This is a genomic window from Streptomyces sp. NPDC001220 (assembly GCF_053597895.1).
In genome coordinates this window covers 507601-525233 of sequence record NZ_JBSFJE010000005.1, presented here as the reverse complement: position 1 = coordinate 525233, position 17633 = coordinate 507601, and the positions used below count along the sequence as shown (strand labels likewise).

At 72.0% G+C, this 17633-nt stretch carries 13 protein-coding genes; 9 read left to right on the top strand and 4 right to left on the bottom strand.

The window, feature by feature from the left end; translation table 11 throughout:
- The first annotated feature begins 453 nt into the window (after positions 1-453).
- Together ACWDGI_RS15835 and ptsP are read left to right on the top strand one after the other, a co-directional pair.
- Positions 454-903, top strand: a complete 450-nt coding sequence (locus ACWDGI_RS15835) for a PTS sugar transporter subunit IIA (protein WP_450759276.1) — start codon at positions 454-456, stop codon at positions 901-903.
- Between the two features lie 95 nt (positions 904-998).
- On the top strand, positions 999-2669 hold the full coding sequence (gene ptsP / locus ACWDGI_RS15830; RefSeq protein ID WP_450759274.1) for a phosphoenolpyruvate--protein phosphotransferase: 1671 nt from the start codon (positions 999-1001) through the stop codon (positions 2667-2669).
- Positions 2670-2739: 70 nt separating this feature from the next.
- Here ptsP and ACWDGI_RS15825 read toward each other — a convergent pair whose 3' ends face one another.
- A complete protein-coding gene (locus tag ACWDGI_RS15825; protein WP_450759272.1) occupies positions 2740-3633 on the bottom strand; it encodes a hypothetical protein in 894 nt (297 codons plus the stop codon).
- Positions 3634-3655: 22 nt separating this feature from the next.
- Positions 3656-4930 carry an MFS transporter gene (locus ACWDGI_RS15820; protein ID WP_450759270.1) on the bottom strand — a complete coding sequence of 425 codons (1275 nt, stop codon included), beginning with the start codon at positions 4928-4930 and terminating at the stop codon, positions 3656-3658.
- A 45-nt stretch (positions 4931-4975) separates the two neighbouring features.
- Between ACWDGI_RS15820 and ACWDGI_RS15815 the strand changes: the two genes are divergently transcribed.
- Positions 4976-6295, top strand: coding sequence for an aminotransferase class I/II-fold pyridoxal phosphate-dependent enzyme (locus tag ACWDGI_RS15815; protein ID WP_450759268.1), 1320 nt, complete (start codon positions 4976-4978; stop codon positions 6293-6295).
- Positions 6296-6313: 18 nt separating this feature from the next.
- Here the strand turns inward: ACWDGI_RS15815 and ACWDGI_RS15810 are convergent, their stop codons facing one another.
- On the bottom strand, positions 6314-8281 hold the full coding sequence (locus tag ACWDGI_RS15810) for an acetoacetate--CoA ligase (RefSeq protein WP_450759266.1): 1968 nt from the start codon (positions 8279-8281) through the stop codon (positions 6314-6316).
- Between the two features lie 212 nt (positions 8282-8493).
- Between ACWDGI_RS15810 and ACWDGI_RS15805 the strand changes: the two genes are divergently transcribed.
- The gene (locus tag ACWDGI_RS15805; RefSeq protein WP_450759264.1) at positions 8494-10854 is read left to right on the top strand and encodes a glycoside hydrolase family 31 protein; all 2361 of its coding nucleotides are present in this window, start codon (positions 8494-8496) and stop codon (positions 10852-10854) included.
- 10 nt (positions 10855-10864) lie between these two features.
- Here the strand turns inward: ACWDGI_RS15805 and ACWDGI_RS15800 are convergent, their stop codons facing one another.
- On the bottom strand, positions 10865-11398 hold the full coding sequence (locus ACWDGI_RS15800; protein ID WP_450759262.1) for an NUDIX domain-containing protein: 534 nt from the start codon (positions 11396-11398) through the stop codon (positions 10865-10867).
- Between the two features lie 185 nt (positions 11399-11583).
- On the opposite strand from ACWDGI_RS15800, the gene ACWDGI_RS15795 reads away from it, so the two are divergent.
- The 5 genes from ACWDGI_RS15795 to glpK all read left to right on the top strand — a co-directional run bounded on the left by ACWDGI_RS15795 (position 11584) and on the right by glpK (position 17605).
- Positions 11584-12030: a Zn-ribbon domain-containing OB-fold protein gene (locus ACWDGI_RS15795; protein WP_450759260.1), complete on the top strand. Its 447-nt coding sequence runs from the start codon at positions 11584-11586 to the stop codon at positions 12028-12030.
- Positions 12027-13217 carry a lipid-transfer protein gene (locus ACWDGI_RS15790; protein WP_450759321.1) on the top strand — a complete coding sequence of 397 codons (1191 nt, stop codon included), beginning with the start codon at positions 12027-12029 and terminating at the stop codon, positions 13215-13217. The genes ACWDGI_RS15795 and ACWDGI_RS15790 overlap by 4 nt, the downstream gene beginning before the upstream one ends.
- Before the next feature lie 112 nt (positions 13218-13329).
- Positions 13330-14973 carry an EAL domain-containing protein gene (locus ACWDGI_RS15785; RefSeq protein ID WP_450759258.1) on the top strand — a complete coding sequence of 548 codons (1644 nt, stop codon included), beginning with the start codon at positions 13330-13332 and terminating at the stop codon, positions 14971-14973.
- Between the two features lie 307 nt (positions 14974-15280).
- Positions 15281-16018: an MIP/aquaporin family protein gene (locus tag ACWDGI_RS15780; RefSeq protein ID WP_450759256.1), complete on the top strand. Its 738-nt coding sequence runs from the start codon at positions 15281-15283 to the stop codon at positions 16016-16018.
- 69 nt (positions 16019-16087) lie between these two features.
- Positions 16088-17605: a glycerol kinase GlpK gene (gene glpK, locus ACWDGI_RS15775; RefSeq protein WP_450759254.1), complete on the top strand. Its 1518-nt coding sequence runs from the start codon at positions 16088-16090 to the stop codon at positions 17603-17605.
- The last annotated feature ends 28 nt before the right edge of the window (positions 17606-17633 follow it).

The window sequence follows — 17633 nt, the reverse complement described above, 5'->3', positions numbered from 1 at the left end:
CTCGCCCCAGCCGTGATGGCCGGAGACGGGGTATCAACATATCTGGCGTTGACTTTTGGCACGCTGTTGAGTTCTCAAGGAACGGTCGCTTCCTTCGTACTCACCCTCTCGGGCTTTCCTCCGGGCTTCCCTTCGGTGTTCCAAACTCTATCAGTGTTTTTCCGGCCCTCTGACCACCCTCCCGCAGACATGCGGAAGATGATCCCGAGTTAGGATCCGACAAATTTGGGTGCCGCTGAGCGAGGACGCCTTTTAGCGCCGCTCGGCCTCAAGCAGGAGTACGACTGTACACGGAGCCTCGGAGCCCGTGCAAATCCATTAGGCTGGTGGTCTAGACCACTACCTGGTAGCTTCCATGCGGAACCGCCACTTCATATGACATACGCTGCTGCTCAGTGCCGTCGGAACAGGCAGTGACGGCCCGTAAGCAGCTCCATCTCCGGGAGGCTTCCCATGACCACCGTGACGTCCCCTCTGGCAGGACGCGCTATTGGACTGGCCGCCGTGCCGGATCCGGTCTTCTCCGGGGCCATGGTCGGCCCGGGCACAGCTATCGACCCCGCGCGTGAGCCTTCCGAGGTCGTGGCGCCCGTCGACGGCGTCATCGTCTCCCTGCACCCGCACGCGTTCGTCGTCGTCGACGAGAGCGGCCACGGCGTGCTCACCCACCTCGGTATCGACACGGTGCAGCTCAACGGCCAGGGCTTCGAGCTTCTCGTCAACAAGGGCGACACCGTGACCCGCGGCCAGGGCGTCATCCGCTGGAACCCGGCCGAGGTCGAGGCCGCCGGCAAGTCCCCGGTGTGCCCGGTCGTGGCCCTGGAGGCCACGGCCGACTCCCTGTCCGAGGTCCGTGACGACGGTGACGTGAAGGCCGGGGACAGCCTCTTCGTCTGGAACTGACGACCCCGACGCCGTCCCGTCGTATGGCGGAGAGGACGGCGACCACGACAACCACCGCGGCGGCGGGACCCGCCGCACTATCGGAGACGGGTGAGATGGAGACAACGCTGCGAGGCGTCGGCGTGAGCCACGGTGTGGCGATCGGCGAGGTTCGGCACATGGGAACGGCGGTGCTGGAGCCGCCTGCCAAGCAGATCCCGGCGGAAGAGGCGGCGCGGGAGCCGGGGCGTGCCCGGCAGGCCGTGGAGGCCGTCGCCGCCGACCTGATGGCGCGGGGCAACCTGGCCGGCGGCGAGGCCCAGGCGGTGCTCGAGGCGCAGGCCATGATGGCCCAGGACCCGGAACTGATGGCCGACGTGGAGCGCCGGATCGCCGTCGGCAGCACCGCCGAGCGTGCCGTCTACGACGCGTTCGCCGCGTACCGCGAGCTGCTGGCCGGAGCCGGCGAGTACCTGGCCGGCCGCGTGGCCGACCTGGACGATGTGCGGAATCGTATCGTCGCCCGGCTGCTGGGGGTTCCGATGCCGGGTGTCCCGGACAGCGACGAGCCGTACGTGCTGGTCGCGCGGGATCTGGCGCCCGCGGACACCGCTCTTCTGGACCCGACCCTGGTGCTCGGTTTCGTGACCGAGGAGGGCGGCCCGACGAGTCACAGCGCGATCCTGGCGCGGGCGCTCGGGGTGCCGGCCGTGGTCGCGCTGCCGGGCGCGGGTGAACTTGTCGAGGGCACGGTCATCGCCGTCGACGGCAGCACCGGCGACATCTTCGTGAACCCGAGTGCGGAGAAGAAGGCCGAGTTGGAGGCCGCGGCGGCCGAACGCAAGGCCGCGCTGACCGCCTCGACCGGTCCGGGCGCCACCGCGGACGGGCACAAGGTGCCGCTGCTGGCCAACGTGGGCGGACCGGCGGATGTCCCGGCGGCCGTGGCGGCCGGTGCCGAGGGTGTGGGTCTGTTCCGTACCGAGTTCCTGTTCCTCGACGACAGCAAGAACGCGCCGTCCGAGGAGAAGCAGGTCGACGCCTACCGTCAGGTGCTCGAGGCGTTCCCGGAGGGCCGGGTCGTCGTGCGGGTGCTGGACGCGGGTGCGGACAAGCCTCTGGACTTCCTGACTCCGGCGGACGAGCCGAACCCGGCGCTGGGCGTGCGCGGTCTGCGGACGCTGCTCGACCACCCCGACGTGCTGCGCACCCAGCTGACCGCGCTGGCGAAGGCGGCCGAGGGACTGCCCGTCTACCTTGAGGTCATGGCGCCCATGGTGGCGGACCGTACCGACGCCAAGGCGTTCGCGGACGCCTGCCGTGCGGCGGGGCTGCGGGCCAAGTTCGGCGCCATGGTGGAGATCCCGTCGGCCGCGCTGCGGGCGCGTTCGATCCTCCAGGAGGTCGAGTTCCTGTCCCTGGGCACGAACGACCTGGCGCAGTACACGTTCGCCGCGGACCGTCAGGTCGGTGCGGTGTCCCGGCTGCAGGACCCGTGGCAGCCCGCGCTGCTCGACCTGGTCGCGCTGTCCGCCGAGGCGGCGACGGCCGAGGGCAAGAGCTGTGGTGTCTGCGGCGAGGCCGCCTCCGATCCACTGCTGGCGTGTGTCCTGACGGGTCTGGGTGTCACCTCCCTCTCCATGGGTGCGGCCTCGATTCCCTACGTCCGGGCGACGCTGGCCAAGTACACGCTGGCCCAGTGCGAGCGGGCCGCCTTGGCCGCGCGTGCCGCCGACAGCGCGGACGAGGCCCGCGCGGCGGCGCAGGCGGTGCTGTCCGGCGAGTAGCCGGGCGCGAGCCTGATCGGCTGTCCTTCCGGGGGCGCCCCACCTGCGGGTGGGGCGCCCCCGCTGCGTCTCAGTGGTGGTGGCCCGGTGTCGCCTCCTGGTCGCCGAGGTCCGGTGGTGCGCAGTAGTCGACGTCGGATTCCGGGGAGATGAGGTCGCCGGATTCGACGTCGGTGCAGTAGGCGTCGAAGACCTCGGCCGCGGTGAGGGGTGCGAGGCGGTCGCCGCGCAGGCGCCAGCCGCAGACGCGGTCGGCGGTGCCGGGGGCACTGGTGCGCATGACGAGTCCGCCGGGGCTGCGGGTGGCGAGGCCGAGGGCGAGGACGCTGGTGAATTCGAGGGCTTCGGCTTCGTCGAGGCGGGTGGTGCCCTCGCTGTCCTGGTCGGCGTGGAGGGCGGTGACCAGCGTTTCGGGTGGTCCGGAGACGCTGCACACGAGGTGCCGGTCCCCCGGTGGGGCGGCGTCGAGGATGCGGGTGAGGAGGTGGGAGGCGCGGGCGAAGGCGGCGCGCCCGATGTCCTCGCCACAGGTGGGGCAGGGGCCGAGGCGGGCCAGGAGGGTGCTGGCGTACTCCCAGGTGGCCTGGCGTACCGCTTCGTCGACGAGGGCGGGGACGAGGTCGGTGAGGGGCCGGCCGTCGTAGGGGACGGTGGCGCCGGTGGCCGCGAGTTCCGCGGTGAAGCGGGTGCGGGTCGCGGGGTTGTCCGGGTCGAGTCCGGTGTCCGTGCAGAACTCGGCGTATTCCTCGGGGTCGAAGAGGGCGAGCGTGGTGTGGGTGCCTTCCGCCGCGCGGGTCCTGAGGAGGGCTTCGATCTGGCCCAGGTAGGTGGGGTGGTCGTGGAAGGGGAAGGTGCGGTAGCGCCGCATGGCGCGGAAGTCGTGTTCGTCGGTCAGCAGGCCGATGGTGCCTGCGATCTCGCGGCGCAGGACGCGTCGCATGGCCCGGTGGTCGGTGTGCGCCATGGTTCCCCCTGTGAGCAGTCGATCAATGCTCACTCACCGTAACCGGCGCCACTGACAATGCTGGTCGCGGAAGCCGGTCGCGGACAAGACGATGCTGAATTCCGCAGGTCAGGGCGATGGCGGCGCCGAATGCTGTCCAGCCGAGCGGACCGGTGGCGATGGCGGCGGTGACGGCGAGTGGGCCGATGCTGCGCTGGGCGGCCTGGGCGAGTCCGTGGACTCCGAGGTAGGTGCCCAGGGCGGTGTCGGGGGCCAGGGCGACCGAGAGTTCCCAGGAGATGGTGGCGTGCAGCATCTCGGCGGCGGTGAAGGCGGCGGCCGCGACGGTGAGCAGGAGGGTTGCCGTGGGGGTGCCACCGGTGGCGGAGAGGGCCATGGTGATGCCGCCGAGGGCGAACGCGGCGGAGAGCGGGACGAGCAGCCGGCGGGCGGCCGTGCTGCTGGTGCCGAACCGGGCCAGGGGGACTTGGAGTGCCACGACCATGACGTTGTTGAGGACGAGCAGCAGGGGTGCGAGGCCGTGCGGTACGTGGTCGCTGTGGGCGATCCACAGGGGCAGGCCGACCTTGAAGACGGCGTCGTCGAGGAAGAGGACGGTGTCGGTGGCGACGTACGCGAGGTAGGTGCGGTCGCGCCAGGGGTTGGCCGTCCTCGCGGTCCGCGGTTCGGCCTGTGAGCCGGCCACGACCCGGGAGGGCGACGGGGGTTCGCCGCAGCGCAGGGTCAGGAGCGCGGCCGCGACGAACGAGAGGGCGTCGCCCGCCAGGAGCCAGCGGTAGGCCGCGGTGCTGTCCAACGCGAGGGCCGCTGCGGCGGCGAGTCCGCCCAGAGCCCAGCCGGCGTTGGCGATGGTGCGGTTGAGGGCCTGGTAGCGGACGCGGTCGGGTCCCGAGATGCGGGTCGCGTACAGCTTGGTGAGGACGTTGGCGGCGCGGTCCCCGAGGGCCCCGACGGCCGAGACGGCGAGCAGCAGGGTGTAGTCGTCCGTGGTGAGCAGGGCGAAGGAGGCCAGTGCGCGCAGGAGTTGGAGTGCGATCAGGACACGGGTGAGGGGGAGCCGGTCGGCGACGCGGCCGGCCAGGGGTGCTCCGGCGATGCCGATCGCACCCGACGCGGCGGCGAGGGTGCCGACTTGGGCGAGGGAGAGGCCGGAGACGTAGGTGAAGTACAGGACCGAGACCGATGCCCACAGCCCGCTGCCGACGCGGTCCACGAGGGCGATGGCGAGCATTCTGCGTCCGTCGCGGCCGCCGGGTATGCGTGAGGGCCGTACGGTCGCGCCGGGTTTCGTTGTCACTGCTCCCCCTTGCCGGAAATTATGTACTGATACATACTTGCCAACGTGGTAACACAATATGGGATCACTGGTACGACGGCCAAGGGGATTGCCGCCTCCGTCGAACGGGGCGTGGCCGAGGGCTCGTTGGCCCCGGAGGCCGCGCTGCCGCCGGTGCGGCGGCTCGCGGAGGATCTGGGGGTGAGTCCGGGCACGGTCGCGACGGCGTACAAGGAGCTGCGACGGCGCGGGATCGTCGTGACGCGCGGGCGGGGCGGCACCGTGGTGGCACCCGCTCCGGCGGTGGCGGCACGGCGGCCGCCCCGGGTCCCCGACGGGCTCCGGGACCTGGCCGGCGGGCATCCGGATCCCGCCCTGCTGCCCGGCCTGGTGCCGCCCTCACGGCTCTCCCCGGGCGCCCGGTCGCACCGTTCGGCGCCCAGGCTCGCCCGGCTGGAGGAGGCCGTCCGAGAGTGGCTGAGGCCGGATGGCGTGCCGGTGGAGCACGTGACGTTCGCGCACGGCGCACTGGATCTGATCGGCCGGCTGCTCGCCGTGGAGTTGCGGCCCGGGGATGCCGTGGCCATGGAGGACCCCGGATACCACCACCTGCTGGACCTCGTCCCGGCGCTGGGGCTGCGGATCGTGCCGGTGGCCGTGGACGACGAGGGGATGCGTCCGGATGCACTGCGCATGGCGCGGCGCGCGGGCGTGCGCGCCGTGGTGTGCAGCCCCCGGGCGCAGAATCCGTACGGCGGCCGCTTCTCGGCGGCCCGTCGGGACGCCCTGGCCGAGGTGCTGCGGGAGGAACCCGACGTCCTGGTGATCGAGAACGATCACGCGTCCTCGGTGGCCGACGCCCCGCTGCACTCGCTGAGCGCCGCGGGACTCGAGCGATGGGTGCACGTGCGGACGGTGAGCAAGTTCCTGGGCACCGACCTGAGGTGGGCGGCGGCCGCCTGCGATCCGGTCTCGCTCGCCCGGCACGACGGGCTGCTGCTCCTGACGTCGGGCTGGGTCAGTCACCTGTTGCAGGAGACGGTGCTCGGGTTGATGACGGATGCCGGCACGCGCGCGTTGGTGGCACGCGCGCGTGAGGCGTACGCGCTGCGTCGCGAGACGCTGGCCAGGGAGCTGGCCGAGCGCGGGATCGCCTCGCACGGGGCGAGCGGGATGAATCTGTGGGTGCCCGTGCGCGACGAGTCGGCCGCGGTGAACGGCCTGCGGTCGTACGGCTGGTGGGTGGCCGCGGGGGCGCGGTTCCGGCTGTCGGCCGGCCCGGGAGTGCGGATCTCGACCGCCGGGCTGGAGCCGGCCGACGCGGTGCGGCTGGCCTCGGACTTCGCCGCCGTGCTGGGCGAGTCCGAGGCCACCTACGGCGGGTGAGCGCTCCGGCTGGGAGGATCAGGCGCGCTTGCGGGCCAGGTCCTCGTAGAAGCTCAGCAGGTCGAGGTTGTCGATGGAGCCGGGGTTGACGGCCTTCTCCAGGGGCGCGCCCTGGAGGAGGCGCTTGACCGGGACCTCGATGCGCTTGCCGGTGAGGGTGTGCGGGACGCCGGGGACCTCGATGATCTCGTCGGGGACGTGGCGCGGCGAGAGCTGTTCGCGAATGGCCTGTTTGACGCGGTTCAGGAGGGCTTCGTCGAGGACCGAGCCCGGGGCCAGGTGGACGAACAGGGGCATCCAGTAGCCGCCGTCGGGCTGTTCGACGCCGATGACGAGGGATTCCCTGATCTCGGGCAGGCGCTCGACGACCTCGTAGATGTCGGCCGAGCCCATCCGCACGCCCTGGCGGTTGAGCGTGGAGTCGGAGCGGCCGTGGATGATCACCGAGCCACGGGAGGTGACGGTGATCCAGTCGCCGTGCCGCCAGACGCCGGGATACATGTCGAAGTAGCTGTCGTGATAGCGGCTGCCGTCGGGGTCGTTCCAGAAGTGGATCGGCATCGAGGGCATGGGGTTGGTGACGACGAGCTCACCGACCTCGTCGATGACGGGGTTCCCGCTGGGGTCCCAGGCCTGGAGATCGGTTCCGAGGCCGGGTGCCTGGAGTTCGCCGGTGTGGACCGGGAGGGTGGGGACGGCGCCGGCGAAGCAGGAGCACACGTCGGTGCCGCCGCTGACGGAGGCGATCCAGAGGTCGTCGCCGACCTCGTCGTGCAGCCAGCGGAAGCCGTCGGGGGGCAGTGGCGAGCCGGTGGTGGCGACGCACCCCACCTTGGAGAGGTCGAAGTCGCGGGCGGGGTGCACACCGGCCTTGCGGCAGGCCATCACATAGGCGGCGGAGGTGCCGTAGAGGGTGGCTCCGGTGCGTTCGGCGACCCGCCACTGGGCGCCGGTGTCGGGGAAGCCGGGGCTGCCGTCGTACAGGACGATCGTGGTGCCCGTGAGGAGGCCGGAGACGAGGAAGTTCCACATCATCCAGCCGGTCGAGGTGTACCAGAAGAAGCGGTCCTCGGGGCCCAGGTCGCAGTGCAGGCCGAGCTGCTTGAGGTGTTCGACCAGGATGCCGCCCTGGGACTGCACGATGGCCTTGGGCAGGCCGGTGGTGCCGGAGGAGTAGAGCACCCAGAGGGGGTGGCCGAACGGGACCTGTTCGAATGCGGGCTCGGTGTCGGCGGCGGTCAGGGCCGACCACTCCAGGGCGCCTTCGGGGGCGGCCGTGCCGAGCAGGGGGATGTGGACGACGGCGCGCAGGGTGGGCAGTTCGCGCCGGAGTTCGGCGACGGTCTCGCGGCGGTCGTGTTCCTTGCCCCCGTAGCGGTAGCCGTCGACGGTGAACAGGACGACGGGTTCCACCTGCTGGAAGCGGTCCAGGACGCTGCGGGCGCCGAAGTCCGGGGCGCAGGAGGTCCAGACGGCGCCCACGGCGGCGGTGGCCAGAAGGGCGACCACGGCCTGGGGGATGTTCGGGAGGTAGCCGCTGACGCGGTCTCCCGGGCGGACGCCGAGAGTGCGGAGTTCGGCGGCCAGGGAGCCCACCTGGCGGCGCAGTTCGGACCAGGTGACCGGAAGCGGTTCGTGGGTCTCGTCGACATACAGGAGCGCGGGTTCGTCCGCGCGGGTGGCGGCGGCGCGCAGGGCGTACTCGGCGTAGTTCAGTGTCGCGCCGGGGAACCACTCGGCGCCGGGCATCGAGCGGTCGCCGAGCACGCGCGCGTAGGGCGTCGAGAACCGGACGTCGAACCACTCCGTGACGGCCCTCCAGAACGTGTCCAGATGGTCGACGGACCAGCGGTGCAGGGCCGGGTACCCGCCCTCGGCCGGAGCGCCGTGGTGTTCCGCCGCCCAGGACTGGAACCTGGTGATGTGTGCCTGGGCGATCCGTTGCGGATCGGGTTGCCAGAGCGGCTGGGGGTTCGCGGTCGACATGGGGCGGCTCCCGGACTTCTGCGCTGGTGTGCGTCGTACGCGCACGGGCTGGGGTGTGCGCGTACGCGGCTGACAGGGACGATGCCATGTGATCGACTTCTACACCAGGGTGCGCTCCACATAGTCCGTGTCGTGAAGATGTGGTCCCGGCACGGGTGAACGGAAGTTGAACGGCACGCGTGTGTGGAGCGGTGAGTGGCAGGGTGAGCAGTATGGACGGTCGTGACCTGGTGCGTTCGGTGAGAGTGGTCGGTTCGAGGAAGGCGGCTCAGGGGTTGCGTACCGTACGGGCGGCATGGCGCAGGAGGCGGATCGACGCCGCCGGGCTGCCCGCGCGGGGGGCCGAGCGCGCCCGGGTGCCGGGGCCGGTGCAGGAGGCGGTGCCGGGGCCGGGCGGCGGGGTGATCCGCTTCAGCCGGTCCGAGCTGCGGATCACGGTCGCCGTGAACGGGGCGGTCTTCTGGGGCTGGGACGGGGCCGGTCCAGAGCCCTCGTACGCGCTCGCGGGGCGCTGTCCCGAGCCTGACCCGCGGGCGGTCCTCGAACCGGACACGGACGGCGGCTGGCGGGTCGTGGCGGAGCGGGTGAAGGTCAGCGTCTCGCGGCACGGCGCGGTGGAGGTGTGCACGCCCGGTGGCGTGATGCTGCGGCGGGATCTGCCGCCCCGCTGGTGGGAGCCGGTGGACGGCGGCCCGGCACGCTGGGTGCAGCGGTCGGAGGTCGCCGCGGACGCGCGGTTCTTCGGTCTCGGCGGGCGTGCCTCGGGGCCACGGCTGCGTGACGGCACGTACCGGCTGTGGAACACCGACCCCGGCCGTGCCTTCGGGCCCGGTACCGATCCGCTGTACGTCACCATGCCGGTGCAGCTGGTGGTGGCGGACGCGGCCGCGCACCTGGTGTTCCACGACACCTCCTTCGACGGCACGGTGACCCTCCGGGAGGGCGAGGAGGGTGCCGGGTCCGGCCATGACCGGACCGGGCGGAGCGAGCTGCGGATGGACGGCGGTCCGCTGCGCTGCTGGGTGATGGCGGGCACGCCCGCGCGCGTGCTGCACACCTGGGCCTCGCTCACCGGCGCGCCCGCGCTGCCGCCGGCCTGGGCGCTGGGCCATCACCACGCACGCTGGGGTTTCGGCAGCGAGCAGGAGGTCCGGCGGATCGTCGGCGGCTACCAGGAGCGGGGTCTGCCACTGGACGCCGTCCATCTGGACATCGACCATTACGACGCCCATCAGGTGTTCACCGTCGACCACGAGCACTTCCCGAAGCTGCCGACGCTGGCGGAGGAGCTGCGGCGGGACGGGATCCGGCTGGTGTCGATCGTCGACCCGGCGGTGAAGGCCGCGTCGGGCAACGCGGTCCATGACAGCGGGACGGGGATCGACGCCTTTGTGCGGGATCCGTCGGGGCGGCTGGTGGAGGGCGTGGTGTGGCCCGGCGAGGCGGTCTATCCCGACTTCACGCACGCGCGCGTGCGCAAGTGGTGGGGCGGACTGTACGAGGAGCGGCTCGCGCAGGGCTTCGCCGGGTTCTGGCACGACATGAACGAGCCGACGTCCTTCAACGCCTTCGGGGAGTCCACACTGCCACGCTCGTCACGGCACGCCTTGGAGGGACGCGGCGGCGACCACCGGGAGGCGCACAACGTCTATGCGCTCTGCATGGCGCGGGCGGCCTACGAGGGGTTGCGGGAACTGGCGCCCAAGGAGCGGCCGTTCCTGTTCTCCCGGTCCGGCTGGGCCGGCATGCAGCGTTACGGGGGTACCTGGTCCGGTGACGTCGCCACCGGCTGGCCCGGGCTGCGCGCCTCCCTGTCGCTGGTCCTGGGGCTCGGGCTGTGCGGGGTGCCGTACTCCGGGCCGGACGTGGGCGGTTTCGACGGGAGCCCGTCGCCGGAGCTGTTTCTGCGCTGGTTCCAGCTGGGCGCCTACCTGCCGCTGTTCCGCACGCACGCGAGCATGCGGGCGGGGCGCAGGGAGCCGTGGGAGTTCGGGGCCGAGGTGCTTGAGCACGCGCGCGTGGCGCTCCTGGAACGTCGGCGCCTGCTGCCGTACTTCGTGACGCTGGCCCACCTGGCCCGGCGGACCGGCGCGCCCTATGTGCGGCCGCTGTGGTGGGGTGCGCCGGAGGACCGGGCGCTGCGTGACTGCGAGGACGCGTTCCTGCTGGGCGACAGTCTGCTGGTGGCTCCGGTGCTGGGTCCGGGCGCCGACCGGCGTGCGGTGCAGCTGCCCCGGGGGCGCTGGTACGACACGCTGACGGAGCGGGTCTACGAGGGGCCCGGGCAGGTCCTCGTGGACGCCCCGCTGTCGCGGATCCCGGTGCTCGCGCGCGCGGGTGCCGTCCTTCCCGTGCGGGACGAGGACGGCGGTGTGCGGTTGGAGGTGTGGGCGCCCGCCCGGGGACGGACCGGGGGCGGGCTGTTCGTGCCGGACGCGGGCGACGGCTGGGACGAGCCGGAGATCGAGCGTTACGTCGCCCGCTGGGAGGGCCGGCGGGTGGTGGTGAGACGGGAGGGGGACAGCGGCGTGGGCGAACCGCCGTATCCGGTGCGCGTCCGGGGGCTGGGGTGAGCCGGAGGGCTCAGTAGCGGCCCTCGAACCACGCGCGTACGGCCACGCTGTGCAGCGGGAAGGCGAGTTCCTCGGGCCTGCGCAGCAGGTGCCACCCCTCCGTCTCGTCCGTCGCGGCGGACGTCGGGAGCCCTTCGGCCGGGCGTTCCGGGAGGAGTCCGAACAGCAGCAGGTGCCCGTCGGGTGAGCTCATCGCGTCGACGAGCCGTACGTCCCGCGCGGCCACGTCGATGCCGGTCTCCTCCTTGAGCTCACGCACGACGGCGTGCCGCCAGTCCTCGCGGTGGTCGACGTAGCCGCCGGGCAGCGCCGTGCCTCCGCGGGCGGGGGCGATCGTCCGGGTGATGACGACCAGGGCGGTGCCCTTCGTGTCGTACACGGGCTGGAGGGCGATCGCGACCGGCAGCGGGTTGCGGTAGGCGACGTGGCCGCAGGCCGGGCAGGTGCGCGGCCAGCCGGAGACTCCCGCTCCGTAGGGCGCTCCGCAGCTCGAACAGTGCGAGCCCGGAGCGGAGTTGGCAATTGGGTGCTGATTTTCGGACACGCGCGGACTTTATCCGATCACGGGAGCGACGTCTTACGGTCACAGGAACGCCTCCTTCCGGAAGTGAACCGACATCGGCGGCGGGACCGGGCGATGGGATGCGACCCGAGGGTACGGCCTGCCCAATCGCGGCGACTCGTGGCACACTTCTGACGTTCCGTCAGATCCCGTGCCCTGGAGGAGCTTTGTCGCGTACACGCACGCCTGCGGTCGAGGGCTGGTTCACGGGCGAGGGGGACGGGTTCCGGCTCCTGGGCACCCGTTGCGCGGCCTGCGCCTCGGTCTTCTTCCCGCGCGAGGACGCCCACTGCCGTAATCCCGGATGCGCGGGCGGCGACCTGGCGGAGGTCCCGCTCTCCCGCCGCGGGCGGATCTGGTCGTACACCGACAGCCGGTACCGACCGCCGTCACCCTATGTGAGCGATCCGGAACTTCCGTGGGAGCCGTACGCGTTGATCGCTGTGGAGCTGGAGTCCGAGCGGATCGTGGTGCTGGGACAGGCGGTTCCCGGGATAACCGTCGCCGATCTGGCGGTGGGCATGGAGGTCGAGGTCGTCCCCGGAGTGCTGAGCGAGGACCCGGCGACGACATGGACGACCTGGCACTGGAGGCCGACGGGGGTGACGGCATGACGGCGGACGTGGCGGTGCTCGGCGTGGGCATGCACCCCTGGGGCAAGTGGGGGCGCGGCTTCGTCGAGTACGGGACGGCGGCGGCCCGCGCGGCCCTCGCGGACGCGGGACTCCGGTGGCGGGACATCGGCTCGGTCGTGGGCGCGGACACGGTGCGTGGCGGGTATCCCGGCTATGTCGCGGGCGCGACCTTCACCAAGGCGCTGGGCTGGCAGGGGGCGCGCGTCGCGAGCGTGTACGCGGCGTGCGCGTCCGGGGCGCAGGCGGTCGCCGCGGCGCGGGCGCAGATCCTGGCGGGGCTCGCGGACGTGGTGCTCGTGGTGGGTGCGGACGCGGCGCCCAAGGGTTTCTTCCGGCCCGCCGGAGGAGACCGCCCCGACGATCCCGACTGGCTGCGCTTCCGACTGCTGGGCGCGACCAATCCCACGTACTTCGGGCTGTACGCGCGCCGGCGGATGGCGCTGTTCGGGGACACCCCGGAGGACTTCGCGCTGGTCAAGGTGAAGAACGCGGCCCTGGGCGCGCTCAATCCGTACGCCCGTTACCGCGATCGGGTCACCGCCGAGCAGGTCGCCGCCTCCCAGGTGGTCGCCGATCCGCTGCGCCTGCTGGACATCTGCGCGACCTCCGACGGCGGGGCCGCGCTGGTGCTGTCCAGCCTGGAGTTCGCGCACCGGCACGGTGCGGCCCGGCCGGTGCGGATCCGCGCGGTGTCCACGGTCACACCGCGTTATCCGAACACGGTGCTGGACCTCCCGGACATCGCCACCGACTCCGCGGCCGCGGTCGAGCCCCCGGTGGAGCCCTTCCGTGCGTCGATCGCGCGGGCCGCCTACGAGGAGGCGGGCATCGGCCCCGAGGAGCTCTCCCTGGCGGAGGTGTACGACCTGTCCACCGCACTGGAATTGCAGTGGTACGAGGATCTGGGCCTGTGCGCCGAGGGCGAAGCGGCCAAGCTGCTGCGCGAGGGGGCGACGGCTCTGGGCGGCCGGATACCCGTCAACGCCAGTGGCGGGCTCGCCTCCTTCGGGGAGGCGGTACCGGCCCAGGCGATCGCCCAGGTCTGTGAGCTGACCTGGCAGTTGAGGGGCGCTGCGGGCGACCGGCAGGTGGCGCACGCGCGCGTGGGGATCACGGCCAACCAGGGGCTGTTCGGACACGGCTCGTCCGTGATAGCGGTGCGCTGACGGGACAGATGTGACAGCAGGGGTCGCACACCGTGTGTGATCACCTCGAAATGGTGCGTGAACGTCTTATGAACTGCCCCTGGGCGTACGCCGATGGCGTCATCATGCTCCCGTGCGCTCCTGGACGGATGCTCTCCGTTTCGCCTTCCAGCCGGTCGTCAATCTGACGACCGGCGGGATCACCGCACTGGAGATCCTCGCCCGCCCCGAGACCGGTGACATCCTCGCCGAAGCCCGCCGCAACCCCGAACTCGACGCCATGCTGGCCGTGTTGGCCCTCCGTTCGGCGGCCCGCCAGGAGACGCTGCTGCCGCTGCACATCAACGTGTTCGCGGCCACGCTCGCCGATCTGGGCGGCATCGGCCCGCTGCCCGGGGCCATCCGCGAAGCCGGACGGATGCCCTGGGAGGTGACCCTGGACATCGTGCCGCCGTACACGCACGTGCCGCACCGGGCCCTGCTGGAGGCCGTGGCGACGCTGCGCGGCCAGGGCTTCCGGATCAGCGCGGACGGCATCGGCGACGGGGACGTCCCCCTGCGGCTGCTCACCGACCTCTCCCCCGACCTGGTCAAGCTGGACGCCTCGCTGCTCGGCCGACCGGCCGCGGTGCGCGCGATGCGGACCCTGTGCGAGGAACTGGGCGCCCTGCTGGCCGTCGAAGGGGTGGAGACCGAACTCCAGTACACGGCCGCGCTGTCGGCCGGGGCCCAGCTGGCCCAGGGTGAGCTGTTCGCGCCGCCGGCCCGGATCCCGGTGGCGGACGTGTACGTTCCGCCGCGTTCGGCCGCCGCCGTACCGCCGCCGCGCTCCGGGCCGTCGGTGCGGGAGTTCATCCGGCCCGCCGCCCTGCTGCCGGTCACCGCGTCCGCGCTGCAGGTGCGAGCCCTGCTGACCGGCTCCCCGGACGTCTCCGGCGTCCTCCTGGTGGACCAGACGGGCGCCCCGGTCCGCTCGGTGCACCGCTCCCGCTTCCTGCTGTCGATGTCCGGCCGCTACGGACACGCCCTGTACGCCGACCGCCCGGCCCTCAAGCTCGGCGACGCACCGCGCACGGTCGGCGTCGACGCGACCGCCTGGGAGGTGCTGGACGTGGTCGCCGTCGGCGACCGGGACCGCACGTCGGACGACGTGGCGGTGGTCGACCGACTCGGGCGCTGCGTGGGCGTCGTACGCCTCGCCGACCTGGTACGCGCCCTCGCCGAGAACCGCGTCGAGGAGGCGGCCGGGCTCAATCCGCTGACCCGGCTGCCCGGTTCGGACGCGGTCACGGGCGAGGCGGACCGGTGGATCGCGGAGGGCCGGGTCTTCGCCCTGAGCTGGCTGGACATCGACCACTTCAAGCAGGTGAACGACGGCGCCGGGTTCGCCGCGGGCGACGAGCTGATCCGTGCGGTGGGACGCACACTGCAGCAGGCCGTGACCGGGCACGCGCGCGTGGGGCACATCGGCGGGGACGACTTCCTGGTGCTCGCCGACGAGGAGGGGCTGGACCGGCTGGTGACCGGCGTGCTCGACGCACCCTGGTCCGCGGGCGGCCGTCCCGTCACGCTTTCCCTGGCCACCGTCGTGTGCGGGCCCGGCAGCGTGGCCGACCACCGGGAGGCGGCCGCGTGTCTCACGCCGCTCAAGAAGGCCGCCAAGGCGCTGCCCGGGGCGAGTTGGGTGCTGGGGCGGGCGGGACTGCCCGGGCACGAGATCCGGCGCGGCTCGGGCGCGTATCCGGCCCAGGCCGGCTATGCGACGGCGGAGCCGTGAAACCCGGCTCCGGGCGAGTTGCCTGTCATCGTTGCCGTCGGCGACCTTGACGCTCCCTGAGTGCCGGTGAAAACTTCCGGTGTCGGTCGACATCGCCGTACATTCTCCGCGTAATCAGGCACCGCGCCATGGGCCGCTCCTGTCCTGAGGCCCGCTCCCCCATGGGCGATTCGGCTGTCACGGCACGCTCGTCACTGACGCCGGGCGGGGCGCGGGACCTTCCCTGCCTTCGGCTGACGTCGCCAAGGGAACCGTTCCTGCTCAATGCGCCGGGGTCGATCCTCCGGCCAGCGCCCTAGGAGCCGCCATGAGCAACGGAGACATATTCGTCGGCGAAGTCATCGGCACCGCCATCCTGATCCTGTTCGGCGCGGGCGTCTGCGCCGCCGTCACCCTCAGACACTCCAAGGCGAGAGCGGCGGGGTGGGTGGTGATCGCGTTCGGCTGGGGATTCGGCGTCCTGGCCGGCGCCTACACCGCCGCTCCCCTCTCCGGCGGCCAGCTCAACCCGGCCGTCACCATCGGCATCGCCGTGGACACCGGCGAGTGGGGCAAGGTCTGGGTCTATCTCCTCGGTCAGTTCGTCGGCGCGATCCTCGGCGCCATACTGACGTACCTCGTCTACCTGGCCCAGTTCCAGGCCAACGTGGCCGACGAGGACACCGGGGAGGAGCCGACGCCGACGCTCGGCGTCTTCTCCACCATCCCGGAGATCCGGAACCCGGTCGCCAACCTCATCACCGAGATCATCGCGACGGTCGCGCTGGTCCTGCCGATCCTCGCGTTCGGGCTGACCAAGGGGCTCGGCGAGTCCGGCACCACCGTGCTGATCGTCTCGCTGCTCGTCGTCGGCATCGGGCTGTCCCTGGGCGGGCCCACGGGCTATGCCATCAACCCGACGCGCGACCTCGGCCCCCGGATCGTCCACACCTTCCTGCCGATCCCCAACAAGGGCACCTCCGACTGGGGTTACGCCTGGATCCCGGTCGTCGGCCCCCTGGTGGGCGGGGCGCTCGCGGGCCTCATCTACAACGCGGCCTTCTGACACGCCGCCTCCTGAGACGCGGCCTTCCGATCCCACGCAGCCTTCCGACCCAGCGACCAAGGGGTAGCCATGACGGACACCGCCGAAAGGTACGTCGCCGCAATCGACCAGGGCACCACGTCGAGCCGCTGCATCATCTTCGACCACGGCGGCGCGATCGTCGCCGTCGACCAGCGCGAGCACCGCCAGATCTTCCCCAAGCCGGGCTGGGTGGAGCACGACGCCACCGAGATCTGGTCCAAGGTGCAGGCCGTGGTCGCCGGGGCACTCGCCAACGCGGGGCTGCGCGCCGACCAGCTGAGCGCGCTCGGCATCACCAACCAGCGCGAGACGACGGTCCTGTGGGACCGCGCCACCGGCAAGCCCGTGCACAACGCGATCGTCTGGCAGGACACCCGCACCGCCGCCCTGTGCGGCGAACTCGGGGGCAGCGACGGCCAGGACCGGTTCCGCGACCAGACCGGACTGCCCCTGGCCAGCTACTTCTCCGGGCCCAAGGCGGCCTGGCTGCTGGACAACGTGCCCGGGCTCCGGGACCGGGCCGAGCGCGGTGAGATCGCCTTCGGGACCATCGACTCCTGGCTGATCTGGAACCTCACCGGCGGCATCGACGGCGGCCGGCACGTCACCGACGTCACCAACGCCGGGCGGACCATGCTGATGAACCTGGAGACCCTCCAGTGGGACGCCTCCATCCTGTCCGCGATGAACGTCCCCGAGGCGGTCCTGCCCGAGATCAGGTCCTCCGCCGAGGTGTACGGCACGGCCGTCGGCCAGCTCGCCGGGGTGCCGGTGGCGTCCGCGCTGGGCGATCAGCAGGCGGCCGTCTTCGGGCAGGCCTGCTACGACGTCGGCACGGCGAAGAACACCTACGGGACGGGCAGCTTCCTGCTGCTCAACACCGGTGACCGGCCGGTGCCGTCCAAGAACGGGCTGCTGACGACCATGGGCTACAAGATCGGCGACGAGGCGCCGGTGTACTGCCTGGAGGGGTCGATCGCCATCACGGGGGCGCTCGTCCAGTGGTTCCGGGACCAGCTCGGCATCATCCGTACCGCCGACGAGATCGAGACCCTGGCCGCGAGCGTCGACGACAACGGCGGCGCCTACATCGTGCCCGCCTTCTCCGGCCTGTACGCGCCCTATTGGCGCTCGGACGCGCGCGGGGTCGTCACCGGCCTCACCCGGTACGTCACGAAGGCGCATCTCGCCCGCGCGGTCCTGGAGGCGACCAGCTGGCAGACGCGGGAGGTCGTGGACGCCATGTACCAGGACTCCGGGGTGCAGATCACGACCCTGAAGGTGGACGGCGGCATGACGAAGAACAACCTCCTGATGCAGCACCAGGCCGACGTCCTCGGGGTGCCGGTGATCCGGCCCCGGGTCTCCGAGACGACCTGCCTGGGTGCCGCCTACGCGGCCGGCCTCGCGACGGGCGTGTGGAACGACCTCGACGAGCTCAAGTCGCACTGGCAGAAGGACGTCGAGTGGACGCCGGCCATGGAGGCGCCGGTGCGCGACAGGGAGTACGCGAACTGGCGCAAGGCCGTGGAGAAGAGCTTCGGCTGGCTGGAGGACGGCGAGTAGCCGCCCGCCCCGGGACCACGGCCCGTAC